22 protein-coding genes are annotated in these 21920 nt (G+C 67.2%); 13 read left to right on the plus strand and 9 right to left on the minus strand.

Annotated features, from left to right (window positions below; genetic code table 11):
* Positions 1–68 precede the first annotated feature (68 nt).
* The 4 genes from DL990_RS02285 to DL990_RS02300 all read left to right on the plus strand — a co-directional run bounded on the left by DL990_RS02285 (position 69) and on the right by DL990_RS02300 (position 3432).
* On the plus strand, positions 69–1913 hold the full coding sequence (locus tag DL990_RS02285; protein ID WP_125797747.1) for an acyl-CoA dehydrogenase: 1845 nt from the start codon (positions 69–71) through the stop codon (positions 1911–1913).
* A 123-nt stretch (positions 1914–2036) separates the two neighbouring features.
* Positions 2037–2312 carry a GlsB/YeaQ/YmgE family stress response membrane protein gene (locus tag DL990_RS02290; RefSeq protein ID WP_125797748.1) on the plus strand — a complete coding sequence of 92 codons (276 nt, stop codon included), beginning with the start codon at positions 2037–2039 and terminating at the stop codon, positions 2310–2312.
* A gap of 71 nt (positions 2313–2383) precedes the next feature.
* On the plus strand, positions 2384–2683 hold the full coding sequence (locus DL990_RS02295) for a GlsB/YeaQ/YmgE family stress response membrane protein (protein ID WP_125779855.1): 300 nt from the start codon (positions 2384–2386) through the stop codon (positions 2681–2683).
* A 32-nt stretch (positions 2684–2715) separates the two neighbouring features.
* The gene (locus DL990_RS02300) at positions 2716–3432 is read left to right on the plus strand and encodes a leucine-rich repeat domain-containing protein (RefSeq protein WP_125779857.1); all 717 of its coding nucleotides are present in this window, start codon (positions 2716–2718) and stop codon (positions 3430–3432) included.
* 108 nt (positions 3433–3540) lie between these two features.
* Here the strand turns inward: DL990_RS02300 and DL990_RS02305 are convergent, their stop codons facing one another.
* From DL990_RS02305 to DL990_RS02315, 3 genes are read right to left on the minus strand one after another with little or no spacing between them, the layout of a single operon-like run.
* Positions 3541–5385, minus strand: coding sequence for a VanW family protein (locus DL990_RS02305; protein ID WP_125797749.1), 1845 nt, complete (start codon positions 5383–5385; stop codon positions 3541–3543).
* Between the two features lie 30 nt (positions 5386–5415).
* Entirely contained in the window at positions 5416–5709 is a 294-nt protein-coding gene (locus tag DL990_RS02310; RefSeq protein ID WP_007032412.1) for a co-chaperone GroES, read from the minus strand.
* 40 nt (positions 5710–5749) lie between these two features.
* Complete coding sequence (locus DL990_RS02315) at positions 5750–7558, minus strand: NHL domain-containing thioredoxin family protein (RefSeq protein ID WP_125797946.1); 1809 nt, start codon at positions 7556–7558, stop codon at positions 5750–5752.
* A gap of 179 nt (positions 7559–7737) precedes the next feature.
* On the opposite strand from DL990_RS02315, the gene DL990_RS02320 reads away from it, so the two are divergent.
* Positions 7738–8307 carry a hypothetical protein gene (locus tag DL990_RS02320; RefSeq protein WP_125797750.1) on the plus strand — a complete coding sequence of 190 codons (570 nt, stop codon included), beginning with the start codon at positions 7738–7740 and terminating at the stop codon, positions 8305–8307.
* A 61-nt stretch (positions 8308–8368) separates the two neighbouring features.
* On the opposite strand, the gene DL990_RS02325 is transcribed toward DL990_RS02320, so the two are convergent.
* On the minus strand, positions 8369–8833 hold the full coding sequence (locus DL990_RS02325) for an SRPBCC family protein (RefSeq protein WP_125797751.1): 465 nt from the start codon (positions 8831–8833) through the stop codon (positions 8369–8371).
* A gap of 35 nt (positions 8834–8868) precedes the next feature.
* The gene (locus DL990_RS02330; protein ID WP_125779865.1) at positions 8869–11214 is read right to left on the minus strand and encodes an oxidoreductase; all 2346 of its coding nucleotides are present in this window, start codon (positions 11212–11214) and stop codon (positions 8869–8871) included.
* 276 nt (positions 11215–11490) lie between these two features.
* On the opposite strand from DL990_RS02330, the gene DL990_RS02335 reads away from it, so the two are divergent.
* The 5 genes from DL990_RS02335 to DL990_RS02355 all read left to right on the plus strand — a co-directional run bounded on the left by DL990_RS02335 (position 11491) and on the right by DL990_RS02355 (position 15307).
* On the plus strand, positions 11491–12081 hold the full coding sequence (locus DL990_RS02335) for a DUF3558 domain-containing protein (protein WP_125797752.1): 591 nt from the start codon (positions 11491–11493) through the stop codon (positions 12079–12081).
* 172 nt (positions 12082–12253) lie between these two features.
* On the plus strand, positions 12254–12757 hold the full coding sequence (locus DL990_RS02340) for a hypothetical protein (protein ID WP_125797753.1): 504 nt from the start codon (positions 12254–12256) through the stop codon (positions 12755–12757).
* Positions 12758–12792: 35 nt separating this feature from the next.
* On the plus strand, positions 12793–13368 hold the full coding sequence (locus DL990_RS02345) for a DUF3558 domain-containing protein (protein WP_233620362.1): 576 nt from the start codon (positions 12793–12795) through the stop codon (positions 13366–13368).
* Between the two features lie 3 nt (positions 13369–13371).
* On the plus strand, positions 13372–14562 hold the full coding sequence (locus tag DL990_RS02350; protein ID WP_125797755.1) for a hypothetical protein: 1191 nt from the start codon (positions 13372–13374) through the stop codon (positions 14560–14562).
* 1 nt (position 14563) lies between these two features.
* A complete protein-coding gene (locus DL990_RS02355; protein ID WP_125797756.1) occupies positions 14564–15307 on the plus strand; it encodes an ESX secretion-associated protein EspG in 744 nt (247 codons plus the stop codon).
* Here DL990_RS02355 and DL990_RS02360 read toward each other — a convergent pair.
* From DL990_RS02360 to DL990_RS41675, 4 genes are all read right to left on the minus strand, one after another.
* On the minus strand, positions 15304–16059 hold the full coding sequence (locus tag DL990_RS02360) for an amino acid ABC transporter ATP-binding protein (protein ID WP_125797757.1): 756 nt from the start codon (positions 16057–16059) through the stop codon (positions 15304–15306). The genes DL990_RS02355 and DL990_RS02360 overlap by 4 nt on opposite strands.
* Positions 16056–16862 (minus strand): amino acid ABC transporter permease, encoded by an 807-nt coding sequence (locus tag DL990_RS02365; protein WP_125779879.1) that lies wholly within the window; start codon positions 16860–16862, stop codon positions 16056–16058. Before DL990_RS02365 ends, DL990_RS02360 begins: the two co-directional genes overlap by 4 nt.
* Before the next feature lie 70 nt (positions 16863–16932).
* Positions 16933–17754, minus strand: a complete 822-nt coding sequence (locus tag DL990_RS02370) for a transporter substrate-binding domain-containing protein (protein ID WP_125790815.1) — start codon at positions 17752–17754, stop codon at positions 16933–16935.
* 216 nt (positions 17755–17970) lie between these two features.
* Positions 17971–18342, minus strand: a complete 372-nt coding sequence (locus DL990_RS41675; RefSeq protein WP_125779883.1) for a hypothetical protein — start codon at positions 18340–18342, stop codon at positions 17971–17973.
* Positions 18343–18458: 116 nt separating this feature from the next.
* Between DL990_RS41675 and DL990_RS02375 the strand changes: the two genes are divergently transcribed.
* From DL990_RS02375 to DL990_RS02385, 3 genes are read left to right on the plus strand one after another with little or no spacing between them, the layout of a single operon-like run.
* A complete protein-coding gene (locus DL990_RS02375; RefSeq protein ID WP_125797758.1) occupies positions 18459–20120 on the plus strand; it encodes a circularly permuted type 2 ATP-grasp protein in 1662 nt (553 codons plus the stop codon).
* A gap of 12 nt (positions 20121–20132) precedes the next feature.
* The gene (locus DL990_RS02380) at positions 20133–21080 is read left to right on the plus strand and encodes an alpha-E domain-containing protein (protein ID WP_125779887.1); all 948 of its coding nucleotides are present in this window, start codon (positions 20133–20135) and stop codon (positions 21078–21080) included.
* Complete coding sequence (locus tag DL990_RS02385) at positions 21077–21919, plus strand: transglutaminase family protein (RefSeq protein WP_125779889.1); 843 nt, start codon at positions 21077–21079, stop codon at positions 21917–21919. The genes DL990_RS02380 and DL990_RS02385 overlap by 4 nt, the downstream gene beginning before the upstream one ends.
* Position 21920 lies beyond the last annotated feature (1 nt).

Here is a 21920-nt window from a genome sequence, read left to right on the forward strand (position 1 = left end):
ATCCTGATGTTACCGGCGAGTAGGGAACATGTGCCCGGCCGGGGAGCCGAACACATTGGAGTGACGACATGGGCCACTACAAGAGCAACGTCCGAGACCTGGAGTTCAACCTCTTCGAGGTACTCGGCGTGCAGGACCGCCTCGGAAAGGGCGTCCTCGCGGAGTCCGACGAGGAGACCGCCCGCGGCGTGCTGACCGAGCTGAACAAGCTGGCTTCCGGTCCCCTCGCCGATTCGTACGCCGACGCGGACCGCAACCCGCCGGTGTACGACCCGAAGACCTTCTCGGTGAAGATCCCCGAGTCGTTCAAGAAGAGCTACCAGGCGCTGATGGACGGCGAATGGTGGCGGCTGGGCCTGCCGAACGAGCTGGGCGGCTTCGGCCTGCCCCCGACCGTGCAGTGGGCCGCGGCCGAGCTGATCCTCGGCGCCAACGCGCCGCTGTTCATGTACATGGCGGGTCCGAACTTCGCCGGCATCGTCGACAAGAACGGCACCGCCGAGCAGAAGCGCTGGGCGCAGATCATGATCGACCGCGGCTGGGGCGCCACGATGGTGCTCACCGAGCCCGACGCCGGTTCCGACGTCGGCGCCGGTCGCGCCAAGGCCGTCAAGCAGGAGGACGGCTCCTGGCACATCGACGGCGTGAAGCGGTTCATCACCTCGGCCGAGAACGACATGGTCGAGAACATCATGCACCTGGTGCTGGCCCGTCCCGAGGGCCCCGGCATCGAGACCAGGCCCGGCACCAAGGGCCTTTCGCTCTTCCTCGTGCCGAAGTTCCACTTCGACAGTGAGACCGGTGAGCTGGGCGAGCGCAACGGCGCCTTCGTCACCAACGTCGAGCACAAGATGGGCATCAAGGCCTCCACCACCTGCGAGCTGACCTTCGGCCAGCACGGCACCCCCGCCAAGGGCTGGCTGCTCGGCGAGGTGCACGACGGCATCGCGCAGATGTTCCAGGTCATCGAGTACGCCCGCATGATGGTCGGGACGAAGGCCATCGCGACGCTGTCGACCGGTTACCTCAACGCGCTCGAGTACGCCAAGGAGCGCGTCCAGGGCGCCGACCTGCCGAACATGCTGAACAAGGCGGCGCCGCGCGTCACGATCACCAACCACCCGGACGTCCGCCGTTCGCTGATGCTGCAGAAGGCGTACGCCGAAGGCCTGCGCGCGGTGTACCTCTACACGGCGACCTTCCAGGACCAGGTTTGGACCGGCGAGGGCGACGAGGCGTCGCTGAAGGTCGCGCACGGCGTCAACGACCTGCTGCTCCCGATCGTCAAGGGAGTCGGTTCCGAGCGTGCGACCGAGCAGCTCGTGCAGTCGCTGCAGACCCTCGGCGGGTCCGGCTTCCTGCAGGACTACCCGATCGAGCAGTACATCCGTGACGCGAAGATCGACTCGCTGTACGAAGGCACCACGGCCATCCAGTCGCTGGACTTCTTCTTCCGCAAGATCGTCCGCGACAAGGGTGCTTCGCTGGCCTACGTCGCCGGGGAGATCACGAAGACCATCGAGTCGGAGATCGGCAACGGGCGGCTCAAGAACGAGCGCGGTCTGCTCAAGCAGGCGCTCGAGGACACCCAGGGCATGCTCGGCTCGCTGATCGGCTACCTGACCTCGTCGCAGGAAGACCCGCAGAACATCAACAAGGTCGGCCAGCACACGGTCCGCCTGCTGATGTCGGTCGGCGACCTGCTCATCGGCTGGCAGCTCATCAAGCACGCCGAGGTCGCCATCGGCAAGCTCGACGCGGGCGCGTCGGCGAAGGACACCCCGTTCTACGAGGGCAAGCTCGCCGTGGCGTCGTTCTTCGCGAAGAGCGTGCTGCCGGAACTGACCGCGCGCCGCGCGATCGTCGAGGCCGCGGACAACAGCCTCATGGAGATCTCCGAAGCCGCGTTCTAAACGGTTTCGTGACGAAAGGCCCTCTCCCTCGTGGAGAGGGCCTTTCTGGTTTCGAGGGGGTTTCGGGCGGGCATCACCGTGCTGAGTCCGCCTCCGGGCGGAGACCTCGGCAAAGGAGTCTCAATGACAGTCACCGGCATCATCACGGCGATCGTGGTCGGTTTGATCCTCGGGGTGCTCGGCAGGTTCTTCGCACCCGGCAAGCAGTCAATCCCGATCTGGTTGACCATCATCGTCGGTATCGCCGCCGCCTTCGTCGGTACGGCGATCGCCCGTGGACTCGGCTACGCGGACACGAAGGGCTTCGACTGGCTCGAACTCATCACCCAGATCGTCATCGCCGGTCTCGGGGTCACCCTGGCCGCGAACCTCTACGGACGCCGCAGTGTCACCCGGTAAGGGGTCTTGAGGCGCGACGAGCCCGAATCGGTGTCACCGTGGGCTCATCGATATCCAGCTAAGGAGGAACCATGTTGGGTGGCCTTTGGGGCATCATCACCACGATCGTGGTCGGCCTGATCCTCGGTGTCATCGGTCGGATGATCGCACCGGGCGATCAGAAGATCCCGATGTGGCTGACGATCATCGTCGGCATCATCGCCGCGTTCATCGGCAATTGGCTGGCCGGGGTGTTCGGGGTCCGCGACACCGCGGGCATCGACTGGATCCGGCACGCCTTCCAGGTCGGCGCGGCCATCGTCGGCGTGATCGGCGCGGCGGCGATCTACGCGAAGATCAAGGGCGGCGGCGGGCACCGGGCCGTGACCTGAGCCCACCGGTCCATCGCCTACGGTCGGCCCCTGTGACCACTCGGCTCGAACTCAGTGGCCAGGGGCTGACCTCCCTGCGCGGACTTCCCTTTCCGACCTCGCTCGAATACCTGGATCTGTACGACAACCGGCTGACATCGGTTCCCGACGAGCTGTGGTCGCTTTCCGGGCTACGCGTGCTGAATCTGGCGACCAACCGGCTGACCGCCATCTCGCCGTCGATCGGCGGCCTGCGGAATCTGCACACGCTCGATCTGGGGCACAACGAGCTTTCGACCCTGCCGGACGAACTCGGCGAGCTTTCGGGGCTGACGGAATACCTCTACGTGAGCGACAACCGGCTGACCGAGTTCCCCGTCGCGCTGTGCTCGCTCGGACGGCTGAAATACCTGGGGTGTACGGACAATCGCATCTCCACCCTCCCGGACGACCTCTCCGGGCTGGCTTCGTTGCGCGAATTTCGCTTGTACGGCAACGGGTTGACCGCACTGCCGGAGTCGATCGGGACACTGTCCGCGTTACGCGAGCTGCATCTGCGGCGCAACCGGCTGACGGCGTTGCCGCCCTCCATCGGGGAGCTGAGCGAGTTGCGTCAGCTGGACCTGCGCGAGAACAAGCTCACCTCGCTGCCGGAGTCGATCGCCCAGTTGCCCAAATTGGACAAACTGGATCTGCGATGGAACAAGGAACTCCGGGAACCGTCGTGGCTCGCGGACTTCGAAGCCCGCGGCTGCATGGTGCTGCGGTGACGAGCCCCCATACCGCACGACCCCGCCTCCGCGTCGTTGCGAAAGCCACTTTCGCAACGTTGAAGGTTGCGAAAGTGGCTTTCGCAACGCGCCACGTCGCCTTACCGCTCAGGCGCAGATGACGGTGGCGCGCGGCGAGTAGGTCGCGTTGCGGGTCTCCCGGCGGACCTCCGTGCCGGTGACGACGTCGACCAGCACCCGCGTGTCCGAGGTGCTGAAACCGGCCGCGCCGGGATCCGGCACACAGCCGGGACCCGAACCGGCCTGCACCGGCTGCGGGACGAAGGAGTGCCGTTCGCCGCCGACGCTCTGTACGGAAAACCGTTTCGTGCCCCAGATCCGCACCGTCACCGAGCCGTTGGCGGGGAGCACCTGGATCGCGACCCCGGTCGGGGCGTCGTTGACGATCTGCATCTCGACCGGTGAACCGTTGTCGTCGATCGCCTTCACGTCTCGCGCGACCGGATAACGGTCGAGGTAGTGGTCGTGCTCCAGATGTCCGCCGTCGGCCATGCCTGCCAGGTACGCGGCGTTGTAGAGCGTCGTCGCGAGCTGTGAAACGCCGCCGCCGACCACCACCGGGCCGGTGCCGTCCTCGTTCACCGGGGCGGGGACGTAGCCCGCTTCCGCCGTCCTCGGCCCGGATCGCGCACCGAGGCTGAACGTCTCGTTCGGCTTCACGATGGCGCCGGAGACCCTGGCGGCCAGCGCCTGCACGTTCGTCATCGCCGGTCCGCTCAGGCCCGACGTGGTGAACTCGCCGATGACCTCGTTGATCCCGAGGACGTTCGCCGCGTCGGTGCTGACGGCCGGGCTGCTGGCGTCGTAGACCGCTTTCAGCTCCCTGTCCTGGCTTTTGGCGAGCGTCGAGGTCAGCGCGGAGAACGTGAGGCCCCAGTTGACCTTCCGCGCGTCCTTCGACGGCTGGACGGCCGGCCTGTCGCCGACGAAGACGATCTGGGCGTTCGCCCCGTCGGTCTCGGTCTCCTTGAGCTGCGGCTGCGCCGCGGCCCGCAGTTTCCCCTGGTCGATCCGGACTTCGAGGTTGCCGTCGTCGCGCGCGGCGAACTGGAACGCCCCCGCGATCGTGTCCGGTTTCAGCGTCGCGTCCTTGCCTTCGCCGCGGATCACGAGCGGCTTCGCGACCGCCGGGACGACGATCTTGGCGAGCGCCGCGTGCACCCCCGGCGAAGTCGCCTTCACCGGCGAGACGTTCACCTTCAACTCCACGCCGTCGTCGCTCAGCCAACCGTCGATGACCGCGGCGACCGCCGCTTTGACGTCGGCGAGCGACTGACCGGCCCGCGGTTCGACCGCCGCCGGAACGACTCCGCCGTCGGTGCCCTCGACGGACCGGAAGGTGATGTTCCCTTCGATCGGCGGACGGTTCAGCTGCGCGGCGGCGAGATCCGAGACGGTCTTTTCGAGCTTCGGCGCGTCGGTCCAGGTGACGACGCCGACCTCACGACTGGTGAAGAACGACATCACCCGCGTGTACGGGCTCAGCGGCTGGTGGCCGGCGCGGCCCAGCGTCTGCGGCCAATCCAGGCCGAGGCCGGACGACGTCGGGTACAGCACCGTGCGGACGTCTCCCGCCCGGACGCGGACCGGCTCGATCAGCCTCGGTTCCAGCTCACGGCGCAGCTTCGACTCCGCCTCTTTGTGCGTCAGGCCGCCGACGTCGATCCCGGCGACCGTGACGCCGCGCGGGACGTCCCCGGCGCTGACGATGAGATCGACCGCGTACACGAGCACGAACAGGCCCATGAGGACCCCGGTGACCATGAGGGCCTTGCCGAGGCCCCGGCGGAACTTCGACGCGGGTGTCGGTGGCGGCAGGGCCACCCTGTCGCCCTCGAAGAGCTCGTCGACCAGGTCTTCGTCGGTGTCCGCGGGGGGCAGGAGGTCGTCGGTGAACAGATCGGTGCCCGGCTCCTCGTGGTCATCGCGCACCTTCCCTCACCACCCCTCCCGCGGCTCGAGCTACAGGTACAACCCCGTGCCGTGTTCGGTCCGTTCGGTCGCCACGGCGTGGATGTCCCGCTCCCGCATCACCAGGTGCCCCTCACCCTGGATCTCGACCTCGTGCTGGTCATCCGGGTTGAACAGCACCCGATCGCCGGTCTTCACGTTGCGCACACTGTTGCCAACGCCCAGTACATCACCCCAGGCGAGCCGCCGCGCGACCTGCGCGGTGGCGGGGATGACGATCCCGCCGGAACTCCGGCGCTCTCCGTCCTCGGGGGACAGCTTCACGAGCACCCTGTCCTGCAGCATCTGAATCTCGAGTTTCGGCCCGTCTGACACGAGTACGACTCTACTTACCCGGATCGCCGGCCATGACCAGGCTCAGCACGCTTTCTCCACCGGTTTCGAACCGCACGGGCACGCCCCAGTCCTGCCGGGTGATGCGGCAGGCCGGGTGTTCGCCGCCGTCATCACAGCTCGCGGCCTGCGCGACGACCTGCAAGACGCCCGCGGTGACTCCTTCGGCGAAGCGGAGCTTGCGGAACAGGTCCGTGCCCACGCCCGCGCCGTCGGCGAGCAGTTCCGGCGGCGACGCGCTGATCTCCAGCCGTGTCGAGGGCCCGTAACGGTCGTCGAGCTTCTCGCCGGGAGGCGGAGTGAAGACGACGGAGAACTCCAGCCGGCCCGGCGCCAGCACGGTCGGCGGGCGGCGGACCGCGTGCGCGGCCCCTGCCACGGCCTGCTCACCGAGCGGCACCGGCCCGATCCGGCCGCCCGCGGACTCGACGACCAGCAGTTCGCCGTCGTGCACCAGCAGACCGGACGGCTCCGCGAGACCGGACGCGAGCGTGGTCACCTGGCGGGTGAGGGGGTCGTAGCGGCGGACGGCGCCGTTGTAGGTGTCGGCGATCGCGATGGTGTCGCCGGGCAGCACGGCGAGGCCGAGCGGATGCTGCAGGAGCGCCTTGTCCGCGGGGCCGTCGACGTGACCGAAGGAGAACAGGTCGACACCGACCGCGGTGTGCACGGTGAACGTCTCGCCGTCGGGCTCGATCCAGCGCAGCGCCGACGTCTCCGCGTCCGCGAGCCACAGCTTCTGCCCGTGGGGCGTGAGACCGGACGTCTGCGCGAAGAACGCCTCGTGGACGTCGCCGTCACGCAGGCCCTCGACGGTCGTACCGGCGAAGCGGCGGATGGAGCCCGAGACCGGCTCGAACACGCTCAGCGTGTGGTTGCCCGCCATGGCCACCACGACGCCGCCCGCGGGACCCCACCAGGCGACATCCCAAGGGCTGGTGAGGTCGATGTCGAGCGCCTTGCCGGTGTCGACGCCGTCGCGCCACTGGCGGCCGGTGCCGGCCACCGTGGAGACCTCACCGGTGATCAGGTCGATACCGCGCAGCCGGTGACCTGCCGTGTCGGCGACGACCGCGTGGTAACCCGCGCGCTCGGCGACCTCGTACGGCAAAAGGGTGATTCCGGCCGGCTCGGTGAAACTCGCCAGATCGAACGGACCATCCTGCGCGCCGCGCTCACCGCTGCCGAAGCGGCGGATGATCGTCTCGCCGTCGGACGCGAACTCGACGATGGAGTGGTTGCCGGTGTCGGCGACCAGGATGCGGCCTTCGGCGGTGGTGACGGCCTTGCTCGGGAAGCGCAGCTCGGTGCGCTGCTCCTCGGCGGGCACGTACGGGCTGCCGCCGCGGCGCAGAGTGCCCTTGGCCTCGTGGGTCGCGACGAGATCGGCGATCACCCGGCGCAACGCCTCGGCATGCCCCTCACCGGCGGCGACGTGGACGACATACCCCTCGGGGTCGACGACGACCAGCGTCGGCCACGCCTTGACCGCGTACTGCGACCAGGTGGTCATCTTCGGGTCGTTCAGCACCGGATGGTGCACCTCGTAGCGCCGCACGGCGGCCTCGATCGCGGCCGCCTCGCCCTCGTGCAGGAACTTCGGCGAATGCACGCCGATGGTCACCAGGACGTCGGCGAACTCGGCCTCCAGCGGCCGCAGCTCGTCCAGCACATGCAGGCAGTTGACGCAGCCGCTGGTCCAGAAGTCCAGCAGGACGACACGGCCGCGCAGCCCGGCGAGCGTGATCCGCTCGCCGCCGGTGTTGAGCCACACGTCACCGGCGAGCTCGGGCGCCCGCACGCGGGACTGCGTTCGTGGGGAAGTCACGACATGAGTGAACTACACCGATGGCCGCTCTGTTCCGAGGTCCAGGCGTTGAGAGGGCGAGCTCACCCCGGGGGAGGAGCCTCATGTGGGTGATGAGGGCGTGGCGTTAAAAGAGAAGGCGCCCGCGCGGTACGCAATTTAGGCTCGAACACATGTCCACTGTTGAGCACGCCTTCACCATCGAGGAGGCACACGACCTCCAGGCGAGCTTGGCCGAACCCGTGCGTCCCGGGTTGAGCGAGGCCGAGCTCGACGACGTCGAAGCCCGTTTCGGCTTCCGGTTCGCCGCCGATCACCGCACGTTCCTGTCCGCCGGGGTGCCGATCGGCGACCGCTGGCCGGACTGGCGTTGCGGCAACCCCGACCAGCTGCGGAAACGCCTGGACTGGCCGGTCGACGGGGTGCTTTACGACGTCGAACACAACGGCTTCTGGCTGCCCGGCTGGGGCATGCGCCCGATCGACCTCGACGACGCGCTTTCGCGAGCCCGCTCGCGGCTGGCGCGTGCCCCTCAGCTCGTGCCCGTCTGCGGGCACCGGTATCTGCCCGGGATCGCCGGGAGCACGGGATATCCGGTGCTGTCGGTGTATCAGACCGACATCGTCTATTACGGCTACGACCTGCGGGGATACCTGTGGCACGACTTCTGCGACCAGCCCTTGGGCCCGCCACCGGCGGGCGGGCCGCGGCACATCGAGTTCTGGTCGCGGTTCGTGGAGTGAACGGGGCCAGGGCGTTCACCGCGGTGCGTCGCCCTGGATCCGGGGTTCGCCGTGAGATGGGTCAGGACTCGGCGGTGGCCTTCAACCGGGCCAGCGTCGCCGCGATGTTCGCCCGGTTGGCGTCGTCCCGCTTCCAGACCCCGGTGAACAGCGACGTCGGCCCGCGTAGCCAGCCCGGCCGCCGGTCCCACGTGCTTTCGACGGCCACGCAACCGTCGCCGGTGGACTCGATGTCGTACTGCCAGCGCGCCACGGGGAGTCCGGCGACGGTGGTCACCTCGAACGCGAACCGCTTGCCCTCGTCGGCGTCGGTGATCGTCGAAAGGGTGCTCCAACGACGGATCCCGTGACGATTGCGGCCGCGGAACTTGGCGCCGACGGCGGGCTCCTTCGCCGCACCCACCCAACGATGCACCTCGTACTCTTCGGCCATGCCCGCGAGCGCGCCCGGGTCGCTGACCAGGGCGTACACCTTCTCGGGCGGGGCGGCGATCGCGATCTTGCCGGTGGCGCTGGGCTCCGTCATGACATACCTCCGTACTGAGGGTATGTGAAATACCCTCAGTTGTCGCGGCGGAGCATGCGGCTTATCCCGGCCGCCACCGTCGTCGCCAGCACCCAGCCCGAGGCGGTGAACCCGGCCGCGACCCAGTTGTCCATCCCGTGCATGTACCAGCGCGACTTGTTGCCGAAGTCGACGATCGGCACCAGGAGGTCGATCGTGTAGAGCACCGGGTTCCACTGCAGCCCGGTGTCGTCCTGGTTGACCAGGCACCGCGGCCCGCTCACCGTGAGCTTCGGATTCGTGATGCAGTCGTCGACGCCGAGCCCGAACCACAGACTGCCCAGCACGAGCAGCGTCAGCAGCCAGCCGAGCGCGCGCACCGGACGGAAGCCGTAACCGACCATCGACCGCTGCAACCAGCTCCACACGTGCACGCCTGGACCGAAGAACTTGAAGCCCTTCGCGAGCGCTTCGTACCGGAACTGCTGCTTCTTCAGCAGCACCGTGGACGCGTGCTCTTCATTACCGGACGCGCGCAGCGTCGCCGCCAGCTGGTCGTACGGTCCCGGGCGGTAACCGTCCATCGCCTTGCGCAGCAACACGATCCGATGGTCGATCGCCCGGTCGTCGTCGAGCGCGATGTCCTCTTGCAGTGCGTCGTACCGGAAATCCTCCAGCTCGATCCCCGTCGCCGACGCCCAGAACGCCTCGTTGTCGCCCATCGTCCCGCAATGCGCACGCCGCAACACGATCCGGCCGTCCGGCGGAGTGGCGGGCGTGAGCAGGAACTCGTCGGCCGAAACGTCACTGCCGTCGAGCGCGATCCCGTGCTGCGGAAGGGAACCGAGCCGCGCGCCGCGGAAGTCGACGCGCCGCGCGACCTGCGCGCCGTCGAGGTTGACCCCGCCCTGCGCGACGAACGGACGCTCCTTGTTCTCGGTGAGGATCAGATCCCGGCCGATCCGCGCGGTGCGGACGTCCAGCGAGTAACTGGTGCGCGTGCGCGCGCCGGGCTCGGTCAGGCTCGTGCCGAAGAGGTTCACGCTGCCGCCGACCTCGGCGCCCTGCAACCGCAAGGTGCCCTGGACGGTCGCGTCGGTGAGCTGGAAGTTGCCCGCGATCTTGGCGCGCCGCGCGGAAAAGACGTCACGGCGCGGGTGCAGGAACATCGAGTTCCACGCCAGCACGTTGCCGCCGACGGTGATGTCGGCCATGCGCAGCTGCCCGGACGGCACGCGCAGGCTCGTCGCCTCGAGATCGCCGCCGATGGTGGTCCCGTCGAGATGGATCGCGCGGTCGTAGTAGGGAATGCTCTGCCCGCGGACGACCTGGACCTCCGCGCCCGCCAACCGCAGCGAACCACCGATCCGGGCGTTGACCATCCGCAACGTCCCGGTCACCTGCATACCGTCGCTGAGCTCGAGGTTTCCGTTGACCGTACATCGATCCGCGACCAGCGCCGGCCGCGGATCGATGTACGGATCGTTCGACTTCCACGCGTCGACGACGATCGGCCCGGACTGGTTCACCGAGAGCTTGGCCTCGCGGAAAATGATGTCACTGTCCACAGTGGCGCTCGGCAGGAACATGATCCCACTGGCGGAGAAGCGTTTCCGCTGCGCAGCGGGCCCGTAGTTGTCCACCTCGCACAGCAGGCTGCCGCCGATGTGGATCCCGTTCCCGTTGAGCGCGAAGCCGTCCCGGTTGTTCAGCGTCGCGCCGGAGAAGTTGACATTACCGCCGGCCCGCATCCCCGGGAGGCGGACTTCTCCGTTAGCCACCAACCGATACGCCAGCAGCGCGCCCACGATGTTGACCCGGTCGGCCTGGATCGCCTTGCCGCGCGGATGGGTGATCACCGTGCGGGTCAACACGACCGAACCCTCGATGACCGCGTCGGTGAGGTTGACCGCCGCGTTCGGCATCCCGCGCTCGCGATCGTCGCCGCGCTGGACCGTGGTCTCCTCGATCTCGTGCTCGGCGTCGACGTGCACGACACTGCGGATCAGGCGGACGTCGTTGCGGGTACGGAGATTGCGCGCCTTGAGCCCGGGCAGCCAGCACTTGCGGAACACAAGCCCGAGCAGATGCGCCTCACGGACGTCCGGCGGATGCTCGAACCGGCACCGCTCGAACCGGAACAGATACTTGATGTCGGCCGCGCGCAGATCCAACGTCCCGGTGATGTACGCGTCCTCGACCTGCACGATCGGCGCGTTGGTCGCCTGACGACGCCACCGGAGCAGCCCCGTCGTCCCCGGCTTCATCAGCTCGGACGCCGGGACCTCGTACCGCTTGTCGGGGTTGGGATCGAACGGGTCGAGCGGCGGCAGGGACGTGTCGCCGTTCTGGTCACCTTCCCCCGGATCGCGCGGCCCGTTGTTGCGCCGAAAACCCGGCATCGTCTCGCTTCCCTCCCCCGTCGTTCCTCGGCCACCAGCGAAGCCGATCACGCACGGGATTCGCAAGTGGCCCAGGACAGTAGACCGGAACCTGCCACAGGACTACGACGGCAGAACGGCCACCCCGGGTTCCGGACCAGGGTCTTTCTTTGGGCGTTGGTGATCTTGACCGGATCCGGCGTTGGGGCGGCGGTTCGCTGCTACGGTCACTCAGCGGAGTCGGTGGTGGGCTACGGGTAGGTCGCGCCCTTCGCGGCCCGTGCGGGGAGGCACGAGATGAAGCGTTTCTTGCTCTTGGCAGCGGCAGCATCACTTTTGACCGGTGGTTGCGGCGCGCAGGTGACCGGCACCGCGACGACCAGCGCACCGTCCTCGGCGCGACTTCCGTCCGATGGAGCGCCGGCAGTGACAGACCCGATCGCCGCGACCGCGAGCGTCGAGGCGGATCCGTGCAGCGCCATCCCGACGGCCGAGATCGAGGCGATCGGCGGCAAGGTCAAGAACTCCCGCCTTGATGATTTGACCATGGGAAACAACTGCGTCTGGGTCTTCCAAGAATCGCCTAACACCGTCAGCGCCGGACTTGTCACTGGAAACAAGGACGGTCTGAGCGCCCTCTATGCACAGAACGCAACTTCCGGCCTGACCACCTTTAAACCGGTCGATCCGATCAACGGGTACCCAGCAGTGATCTTCGCCAACGGCGGCGAGGGCGAAGGAAACTGCACTCTCGCCGTCGGTGTTCGAGATGACCTGGTCTACACCGTTATCCCGCGCCTGACCGACCATCACCCTTCCTTCTCAGACCCATGCGGCATGGCGACCAAGGTGGCGGCCGCGGCGATCAACCACATCAAGAAGCCCTGATCAGGCAAAACCGCCGTTCGGGACAAATGACGCCCGGCCCCCCACCTTTCGATGGTGATCTTCCTCGAAGTGGCTGATCAACGGTTTACCTGCTGCTATCGTCACCGGTTGGAGTCAGCAGGGAACTACGGGTAGGTCGCGCCCCATCGCGGCCCGTGCGGGGAGGCACGTCATGACAGGACCGGGACGCGGCCCTCAAGGGGTCTATGACCAGATCAACGGGCCGGGGCCGCAGGCGCCGCCGCCGAACTCGGGGTTGATTCCGGGTGCCGCCGCAGCGCCACCCCCACCCCCGCCGCCCAACTACGGTGAACTGGGGAGCGGCCAGGCGAAGGCCGACTTCGCGACGGCGTCAGCGAACGGTGGCTGGGAGTTCGACCCAGTCGCCATGGACGCCGTGATCAAGTCCCTCGAAGACTGTCTCGAGAGCGACTTCCGGAAGGCGCGTCGCGAGGCCGACGTACTGAATCAGATCCAGCCACCGGGCCATGAAATCGGCAGCGAGGGATACACGGTCGCCGCGAACAACTCGGGAAGCTCCTACCAGGCCTTTATGCAGGGGGCCTGGGACTACACGAACTCATACCTGGACACTTTGAGGCAAATCCGGACTGCGTATCAGAACCAGGATCAAGCAGCCATCGACGCACTCCGCCAGATCGGGAAGGCCGACTGATGCTCCACGCCAGGAAGTTCGTGTCCATAGCCGCGGTGAGCGGTTTGCTGCTGGTGAGCGGATGCAGCGACCCGAAGACGGGAAATGCCACCTCAGCCGCCCCGACTGCGCCTACCTCGGCACGGCTACCGGCGAACGGCGCTCCTGCTGTGACAAACCCGATTCTGAATACCGCCCAAGCCGAATCGGACCCGTGTAGCACGGTAGCCACCGCTCAGATCGAGGAACTCGGCGGAAAAGTCGAGAAGACCGAGGTCGACGACGGAACGTTCGGAAAAAGCTGCGGCTGGATCTTCGAAGCAGGGCCTAGCAGCGTCACCGCGGGCCTTCTACCTGGCAATAAAGATGGGCTGAGCAGCCTCTACGCAAAACACGCGCAGGGCGGGCTCTCCACATTCAAGCCGATCGACTCGATCGAGGGGTATCCAGGCGTCATCTACGACAACGGCGGAGAAGGCAAGGGGCGGTGCGTACTCGCAGTAGGCGTGCGTGATGACCTTACTTATACGGTCACACCGCTCCTGACCACAGGGAACCCAATGCTGTCAGATCCCTGTGGTTTGGCAACCAAGGTCGCTGCCGCGGCGATCAAGAAGCTCAAAGGAGCTTAGGCCATGACCTATAGCGGCTGGGAGATCTTCACCAAACTCAACGCCAATCCCTCCACGACGGAAACTCTCGACAAAGCGCAGGTCGCCTCGCACAAGTTGATGGTCTTCCACGAAAACTTCAGCACGGCGATGGAGAAAAGCCAGACCGCGCTCAGCACGTTCTGGAAGGGCAAAGCCGCCGACAGCGGCGTAGCAGGCCTTGCTCCGCTCATCGCGACTTCCAAGATCGCGGGCGAGAACATGGATCGCGCCCGGCAGTCGATGTACGACCAGAACGCCTCTTTCCATTACACGCGCGGCAATGTCCGGCCGGTCGAGAAGGAGCGCGCGGGGGACAGCGGGCCGGAGGACGTTCTGTCCATCGGCGCGAGTGACGACGAGATCGCGGCCGCGAAGTTCGACGCGGACACCAAGCACAACGTCGAGATCTACGAGCCGTACTACCAGGACACGCAGCCTCGGCAGCAGTCGCTCGCGCCGGCGTATCCGGCCGCGCACGATCCGAACGTTTCATCCGGGCCGATCACGCCGGAGCCGGTCGACCCTGGTCAGACCAAGGTCAGCGGGTTCACCGGTGGGCCCGGTGACTCGGGGCGGCATGGTGGACCCGGCGGGTACACCGGCGGGCCGAGTTCGTACAGCGCGCCTCCGGGGGCCGAGGGTTATCAGGCGCCGAGGCCGCCGCAGGTTCCGCAGCCGCCGAGGATGCCGCAGATGCCGAGGCCGCTGCCTTCGCCGCAACCGAACGATCGGACCGACCTGTCCTCCAAGGCGGACGACAAGGTCCAGGGGCGTCCAGGCAACTTCCCACCGCCAAACCTCGGGCCGGGTGGACCCGGTGGCGGCACTGGATTCGGCCCGGGGTCGGGTGGGTTCAGCGGCGGATTCGGGCCTGGTGGCGGGTTCGGGCCGGGTGGGTCGACGGGTGGGCCGGGGAGCATGGGGCCCGGTCGCGGTGTCGGCGCCGGGATGCCTGGTGAAGCCGCGATGCGCGGTACACCGGCGGGAGGCCCCGCGGCGGCGGGTCGTACCGGCGCGCCGGGGATGGGCGGCGGCGGGATGGGCGGCGCCAAGGGCAAGGGCGGCGAGGACGAGGAGCACCAGCGCAAGATCATGCTGCAGGAAGAGGACGGCGACTCCCTCTTCGGCGGCTACGACGGGGACAAGCCGGTTCCGCCGGTGATCGGCGCGTAACGTGCTGCGGAAACCCGTCGAACTGACGCTCCGGACTTACGAAACCCTGCTGGACCAGCACAATCTGGGCGACATCCACCCGACGCTCGTCCGTGGCGCGCAGTGGTACCTGCCCGAGGAACGTCGCGGGCTCGCCGCGACCGCACAGTCCGAATTGGACGGACAGGGTCTGCTCAGGCATGGCCGGATCGACGACGAATTCCTCGACGCCTTGCGTTTCCTGCAGCGGCCTGCGGTGGAGTACTACTCGTGGGTGAAGTCCGAGGGGCGTGAGCGGACCGTTCGCGCCGCGGGCAGTGGCCGGGAAGCGGCCACGGTCGTCTTGGTCGACAAGGTCGTGTACCTGAAGCCGACCAGACCGGACACGCTCGCGCAGGATTTCACCGGTCTGCTCCCGGAGGCTCCCGCCGCGCGCACACCGTCGTTGAACTGCGCGGAAGCCGATCTGCAGGTCCTGATGAAGGGCGAAACGCTGACGGGCGGTGGCCCGAGCATCCGCGACGCCAAGAAGATCATCCAGTGGATCCGGTCGCCGCACACCTTCTTCGGCAGGCTGTACGTCGCCATCCGTGACGGCGGCGGCAACCGGAAACGCGTCGAAAGGCCACCGGGCTGGATGGACACCGAACAGGGCCGCGTCGTGTTCGGCCCGGACGCCAAGGGCTGGGTGAGCCTCATGGGCGCCGGGCCGCACGAAATCGTCTCCAAGGTGGTCCAGCTGGAGTCGCAGCTCCGGGGGCGTTAGCCCTGGTGGTTCGGGTTCAACACCCGCGAAAGGAACGTCTTCGTGCGTTCCTCCTGCGGGTCGCCGATCACCTGGGCCGGCGAACCCTGCTCGACGACGACACCGCCGTCCATGAACAGCACGGTGTCGGCCACCTCGCGGGCGAACTGCATCTCGTGCGTGACGACGAGCATCGTCATGCCCTCCTGCGCGAGTTGCCGCATGACCGCGAGGACGTCGCCGACCAGTTCGGGGTCGAGCGCCGACGTCGGTTCGTCGAACAGCATGACGTCGGGGTCCATCGACAGCGCCCTGGCGATCGCGACGCGCTGCTGCTGCCCGCCGGAGAGCTGTGTCGGCAGCGAAGATTCCTTCTCCGCCAACCCGACCTTCGCGAGGTTCTCCCGCGCGATTCGCTCCGCCTCGTCCTTGCCGCGCTTCAACACCTTGCGCTGCGCGACGGTGAGGTTGTCGAGCACGCTCAGGTGCGAGAAGAGGTTGAACGACTGGAAGACCATGCCGATCTTCGTGCGGGCGCCGTCGATGTCGACGTCCGAGTCGGTGATCTCGCTGCCGTTTACCACGATCTTGCCCTGCTGCGGTTCCTCGAGGAGGTTGACGCAGCGCAACAACGTCGACTTGCCGGAGCCCGACGGGCCGATGATGCAGACGACCTGGCCGCGCTCGACGTGCAGGTCGATGCCCTTGAGCACTTCGAGTTCGCCGAACGCCTTGTGCAGTCCTGAAACCTCGACGATCGTCTGGGCGCTCATACCGTTCCTCCGCCGGGCACTCCGGCTCCGTATTTCTTCTCTAGCCGCTGCTGCAGGATCGACAGCGGAATGGTGATGACCAGATAACACAGACCGGCGACGACGATCGGTGTCAGGCCCTTGGCCTCCAGCAGCGCCTGACGGCTGAACTGCGCGAGTTCCTGCTGCGCCGGCGTGGTGCCGAGCAGGAACGCCAGCGAAGAGTCCTTCGTCAGCATGATCAGCTCGTTGGCCAGCGGCGGCAGGATGATCCGGAACGCCTGCGGGATCACGACGGTGATCATCGTGCGCGCGGGCGACATGCCGAGCGACCGCGCGGCCTCGACCTGTCCGCGCGGCACCGCCTGGATACCGGCGCGGATGGTCTCCGCCATGTAGGCCGAGGACACGATGCCCAGCGCCAGCATGATCGAAATGTTCCGCGGCAGGAACACGTTCGGGAAGGCGATCGGCACCCCGACACCGACCGCCAGGAAGATCAGCAGCGCGGGCAGGCCGCGGAAGAATTCGATGTACCCGCGCGCGAACCAGCGGTACGGGGCGACCGAGGACAGTCTCATCAGCGCGAGCAGGAGACCGAGCCCGAGACCGAGCGCGAAGCCCAGCGCGGTGAAGATGATGGTGTTCTTCAGTGCGACGGTGATGACGTCCGGGAACTGCTTCGCGGCGACTTCGAGGTCGAAGAACGCCTTGCCCAGCCGTCCCCAGTCGGCCAGCAGCGCGAACACCACGACGATCACCAGCAGCAGACCGTACTGCGCCCACCGGAACGCCGATCGTCGCTGGCGGCGGCTCAGAGCCATTTCTCTCCTCAAACAGGTGGTGACAAGCCTGTGGCCGGTGCGCTGGGCACCGGCCACAGAGGACGGATTATCAACCGGCGGCCGGGCTGCCCGGCTGCCAGGTCGGCGCCTTGCCGAACCACTTCTGGTAGATCTGCGCGTACGAGCCGTCTGCGGCCGAGGCCTTGAGGACCTCGTTGACCTGGTTGAGGAGGGCGGTGTTGCCCGTCTTCATGCCGATTCCGTAGAACTCGTTGGTCTTGAACTCGGTGACGACGGTGGTGTCCGGGTTCGTCTTCACGAAGTCGTAGAGCACGCCGTTGTCGTTGACGCCCGCGTCGACCTGGCCGCTCTTGACCGCCTGCTCCAGCAGCGCGAGGTCGTCGAAGGTGACGATCTCGGCGCCGGCGGCCTTCTCCTTGGCGTAGTCGGCACCGGTGGTGGCCGACTGGACGCCGATCTTCTTGCCCGCGACGTTGCTCAGGTCCTTGATCGGCGAACCGGTCTTGACCAGCAGCGCCTGCGACGCCTCGAAGTACGGGTCGGAGAAGACGAACTTCGCCTTGCGCTTGTCGTTGATCGTCATACCCGCGGCGGCGAGGTCGCACTGACCGGTGTTCATCGCCTCGCCGGACTCGATGTTCTCGAAGGCGATGTCGACGATGCTCTGCTCGACGCCGAGCTTCTTCGCGACGAGGTCGACCAGGTCGACGTCGAAGCCGACGATCTTGTCGCCCTGCTTGACCTGGAACGGCTGGTAGGGCAGGTGCGTGCAGGTGGTGAGCTTGCCGGAAGCGACGAGCTGGACGCCACCGGCCGCGGTGCTCTGCCCACCTTCTTCGCCACACGCGGTCAGCGCACCCGCGGCTAGGGCGAGCGCCGGGATCAGGGCGAGCGCTTTCAATCGGGCCACGTCGTCACTCCTTGTAGTTCCCATGTGTCGAGAGCACGCATATTGCCACTCATCCGGCGGCAATCACAGCACCGAGACGTTACAGCGCTGTTTCCACCGACGACCGTCCCGACGACGGGATCGAGCCGACCTCGGTCCCGATGGGTCACGACAGGGGTTCAACCGGCCCAGCACGTGAAACACGGTGGGGCGCCGAAGCGCCCCACCGCCGCCTTACTACTTGTTCCAATAATCGAACACGTAGCCGTTGTAGCAGATACCCGCACAACTGGGGTCAACAGGAAAGTACCGGAGCGGCCCAACGTTGTAATATCGGGCGAATTCGCTCCGCTCACTGACACAGCTATTGTAGTTATGACCGCACCAACGACTGTTGACATCCGCTACGCCGACACTGGTCGACGGTGCTGCGGCACCGTCCTGAGCAGCCATCGCGACACCCGGGACAGCCAACGCCGCCACTGCGGCACCGGCCACGATGAACGCCTTTACAAGATTCTTCACAATTCCCCTTGAAAATTGCATCGAAAATTCAGATTCTGCTTGTCCAGCAGATAATGCGCGATTTATCACATGGCGAAACGCCAAACAGAATCCAACCTTCCCCAGTCAGGTTTGAATACGCCCGGGGAGGCTAGCATCAGGTTGATCATTACAACAAGCCAACCCCGGTGACTCGCGCCGGACGGGGTCCATGGGTCACGATGGCCCCCATGAACAACAACCCGGCGCCGCGCCTCCCACCTGCGGGCCGCCGCCCGCGGACGACGACGTCGGCGCGGCGCGCGGCGAGGCCCGGGGCGCAGTTCGACGGCTATCTCTCGCCGTCCCGGCCGCACGCGGGCGCGTACGACGAGATGTTCACCGCCGACGGCACGGTCCGCCAGCCGTATCGGGCGTTGTACGAGTCGATCTCCTCGCTGACGTCGGCGGATCTTTCGTCGCGGTCGGCGGCGATCGACCGGGCGATGGTGGATCAGGGCATCACGTTCTCGCTGTCCGGCCAGGAACGCCCGTTCCCGCTCGACCTGGTGCCGAGGGTGATCACTTCGGCCGAATGGACCAAACTCGAACGCGGTGTGGCGCAACGGGTCCGCGCGCTGGAGGCCTTCCTCGCCGACGTGTACGGCGATCGGCAGATCCTGCGGGACGGTGTGCTCCCACGCCGGCTGATCACCTCGTGTGAGCATTTCCAGCGCGAGGCGTTCGGGATCAACCCGCCCAACGGCGTCCGCATCCACGTGTCCGGTGTGGACCTGGTGCGTGACGAGGAGGGCACCTTCCGGGTGCTGGAGGACAATCTCCGCAATCCCTCGGGTGTTTCGTACGTGATGGAGAACCGCCGCACGATGGCGCGCGTGTTCCCGGATCTGTTCGCCCAGCACCGGGTCCGCCCGGTCGGCGACTACGCCTCGCATCTGTTGCGCGCGCTGCGGGCGGCGGCCGCGGCGAACGTCGCCGATCCGATGGTCGTCGTGCTCACGCCGGGAGTGCACAACTCCGCGTACTTCGAGCATTCGCTGCTGGCCCGGCTGATGGGGGTCGAGCTGGTCGAAGGCCGCGACATGTTCTGCCGTGACAACGTCGTCTACCTGCGCACCACCGAGGGCGAACGGCAGGTCGACGTCATCTACCGCCGGATCGACGACGAGTTCCTCGACCCGGTGCACTACCGGCCCGATTCCGTGCTGGGGGTCGCCGGGATCCTCAACGCGGCGCGCGCGGGCAACGTGGTGGTCTCGAACGCGGTCGGCAACGGTGTCGGTGACGACAAGCTCGTCTACACCTACGTGCCAGAGATGGTGAAGTACTACCTCAACGAGAAGCCGCTGCTGCCCAACGTGGACACCTTCCGGTGCTGGCTGCCGGACGAGTTCGACCACGTCATGCAGCATATGGACGAGCTGGTGATCAAACCGGTCGAAGGCTCGGGCGGATACGGCATCGTGTTCGGCCCGGAGGCGTCGCAGGCCGAGCTGGCCGCGCTGAAGCGGAAGGTCCGGGCGCACAAACGCGGCTGGATCGCGCAGCCGGTGGTCCAGCTGTCCACCGTGCCGTCCAAAGTCGACGAAAGGCTGGCGCCGCGGCACGTCGACCTCCGCCCGTTCGCGGTCAACGACGGCAAGGAGATCTTCGTGCTGCCGGGCGGACTGACCAGGGTCGCGCTCCCGGAGGGCAGCCTGGTGGTCAACTCGTCGCAGGGCGGCGGTTCCAAGGACACCTGGGTGCTGGCGCCGCGGTCTTCGACGGCGGAACGGGAGCTGGAACGCCCGGCGCTCGGCGCACTGTCCGAAGTGGACGGACTGGTCGCCGAACAGGGCCCCGAGCTGACCACGACCCAGCAGCAACAGCAGCAACAGGCCTAAAGGGAGGTTGATGTGCTAGCCCGTAACGCGGAATCGCTGTACTGGATCGGCCGCTACGTCGAACGCGCCGACGACACCTCCCGCATCCTCAACGTCTCCGTGCACCAGCTGCTCGAAGACGCGAGCGTCGACCCGGACCACGCGAGCCGCCAGCTGCTCGCCGTCCTCGGCATCTCGCCGGAGGGGATGGATTCGCTCGACGTGTGGAAGCTGACCGAACTGGTCGCCTACGCCAAGGACAATCCGGCGTCGATCGTCGGTTCGATCAACTCCGCCCGCGAAAACACGCGCGGCGCCCGCGAGGTCGTCTCGACCGAGCTGTGGGAATGCCTGAACGCGACCTGGAACGCGGTGCCGGACAGGCAACGGTACGCGCGCCGCGCCGGGCCGCACGCCTTTCTGTCCTTTGTGGAGGAACGCGCGGCGATGTTCGCCGGGCTCGCGGATTCGACGATGAGCCGCGACGACGGCTGGCTGTTCCTGGTGCTCGGCCGTTCGATCGAACGCGCGGACATGGTGGTGCGGCTGCTGCTTTCGCGGGTACAGGACAGCGCGTCCTCACCTGGCTGGATCACCGTGCTCCGTTCGGCCGGCGCGCAGGACACCTACCTGCGAACCTATCGCGGCGCACTCGACGCGGCCCGGGTCGTGCAGTTCCTGATGCGCGACACGCTGTTCCCCCGTTCGGTGTTCCACGCGCTGCGCCAGGCGGAGGAATGCCTGGAAAGGCTGGATCCCGGCGTCAACTCGCGGGCCAACGAGAAGTCCGAAGCGCTGCGGCAACTCGGCCGCGCCCGCAGTGAGCTGGAGTTCCTGCGGCAGTCCGATCTGCTGGAGGACCTGCCGAAACGGCTCGGCGCGCTCCAGACGTCGATCAAGGACATCGGCGACGCGGTTTCGGTGCAGTACTTCCATTCGTCGCCTTGGGTGGCCTGGAGCGGTGCGGAGGTTTCGCTGTGACCTGGCAACTTCGGGTGGCTCACCGCACGGGATACCGGTACGCGACGCCTGCCACGCAGTCGTACAACGAGGCGCGGCTGACCCCGCGGTCCGATCGGCGGCAGACCACGGTCGTGAACCGGGTCGAGACGACGCCCGCGACCCGCGCCTACCGGTACACGGACTACTGGGGCACCGTCGTGACCTCGTTCGACCTTCACGCGCCGCACACCGAGTTCACCGTGCTCGCGACGTCGGTGGTCGAGACCGCCGACGAGGGCGAGCCGATCCGCTCGGCGTCGTGGAAGGACCTGCGCGGAGACACGGTGGTCGACCACCGCACCGAGTACCTGACGCCGACGCCGTACACGCCGCGCGATCCGGAACTGACGAAGGTCGCGCGCGAACTGCGGAAGGGGCTCGACCCGGCGGAGGCCGTGCTCGCCGTCTGCGAATGGGTCAACCAGCAGCTCAAGTACCAGCCGGGGACGACCGGCGTGCACAGCACGGCGACCGACGCTTGGCGTGCGCGCGAAGGGGTTTGCCAGGACTTCGCGCATGTGACGCTGGTGATGCTGCGCGCGATCGGCGTCCCGGCGCGGTATGTCTCCGGGTACCTGCACACGAAACCGGAGGCGAAGCTCGGCGAGACGGTCGAGGGCGAGAGCCACGCCTGGGTCGACGTGTGGACCGGCGGCTGGTGGGCCTACGACCCGACGAACGCGATCCCGGTCGGACCGCGCCACGTCTGGGTCGCGTACGGCCGCGACTACGCCGACGTGCCACCGCTCAAGGGCATCTTCACCGGTGGCGGTCAGTCCACTTTGGACGTCTCGGTGCAGCTGACCCGGCTGACGTGAG

The sequence above is a fragment of the Amycolatopsis sp. WAC 01416 genome (genome assembly GCF_003947485.1).
Classification (GTDB): domain Bacteria; phylum Actinomycetota; class Actinomycetes; order Mycobacteriales; family Pseudonocardiaceae; genus Amycolatopsis.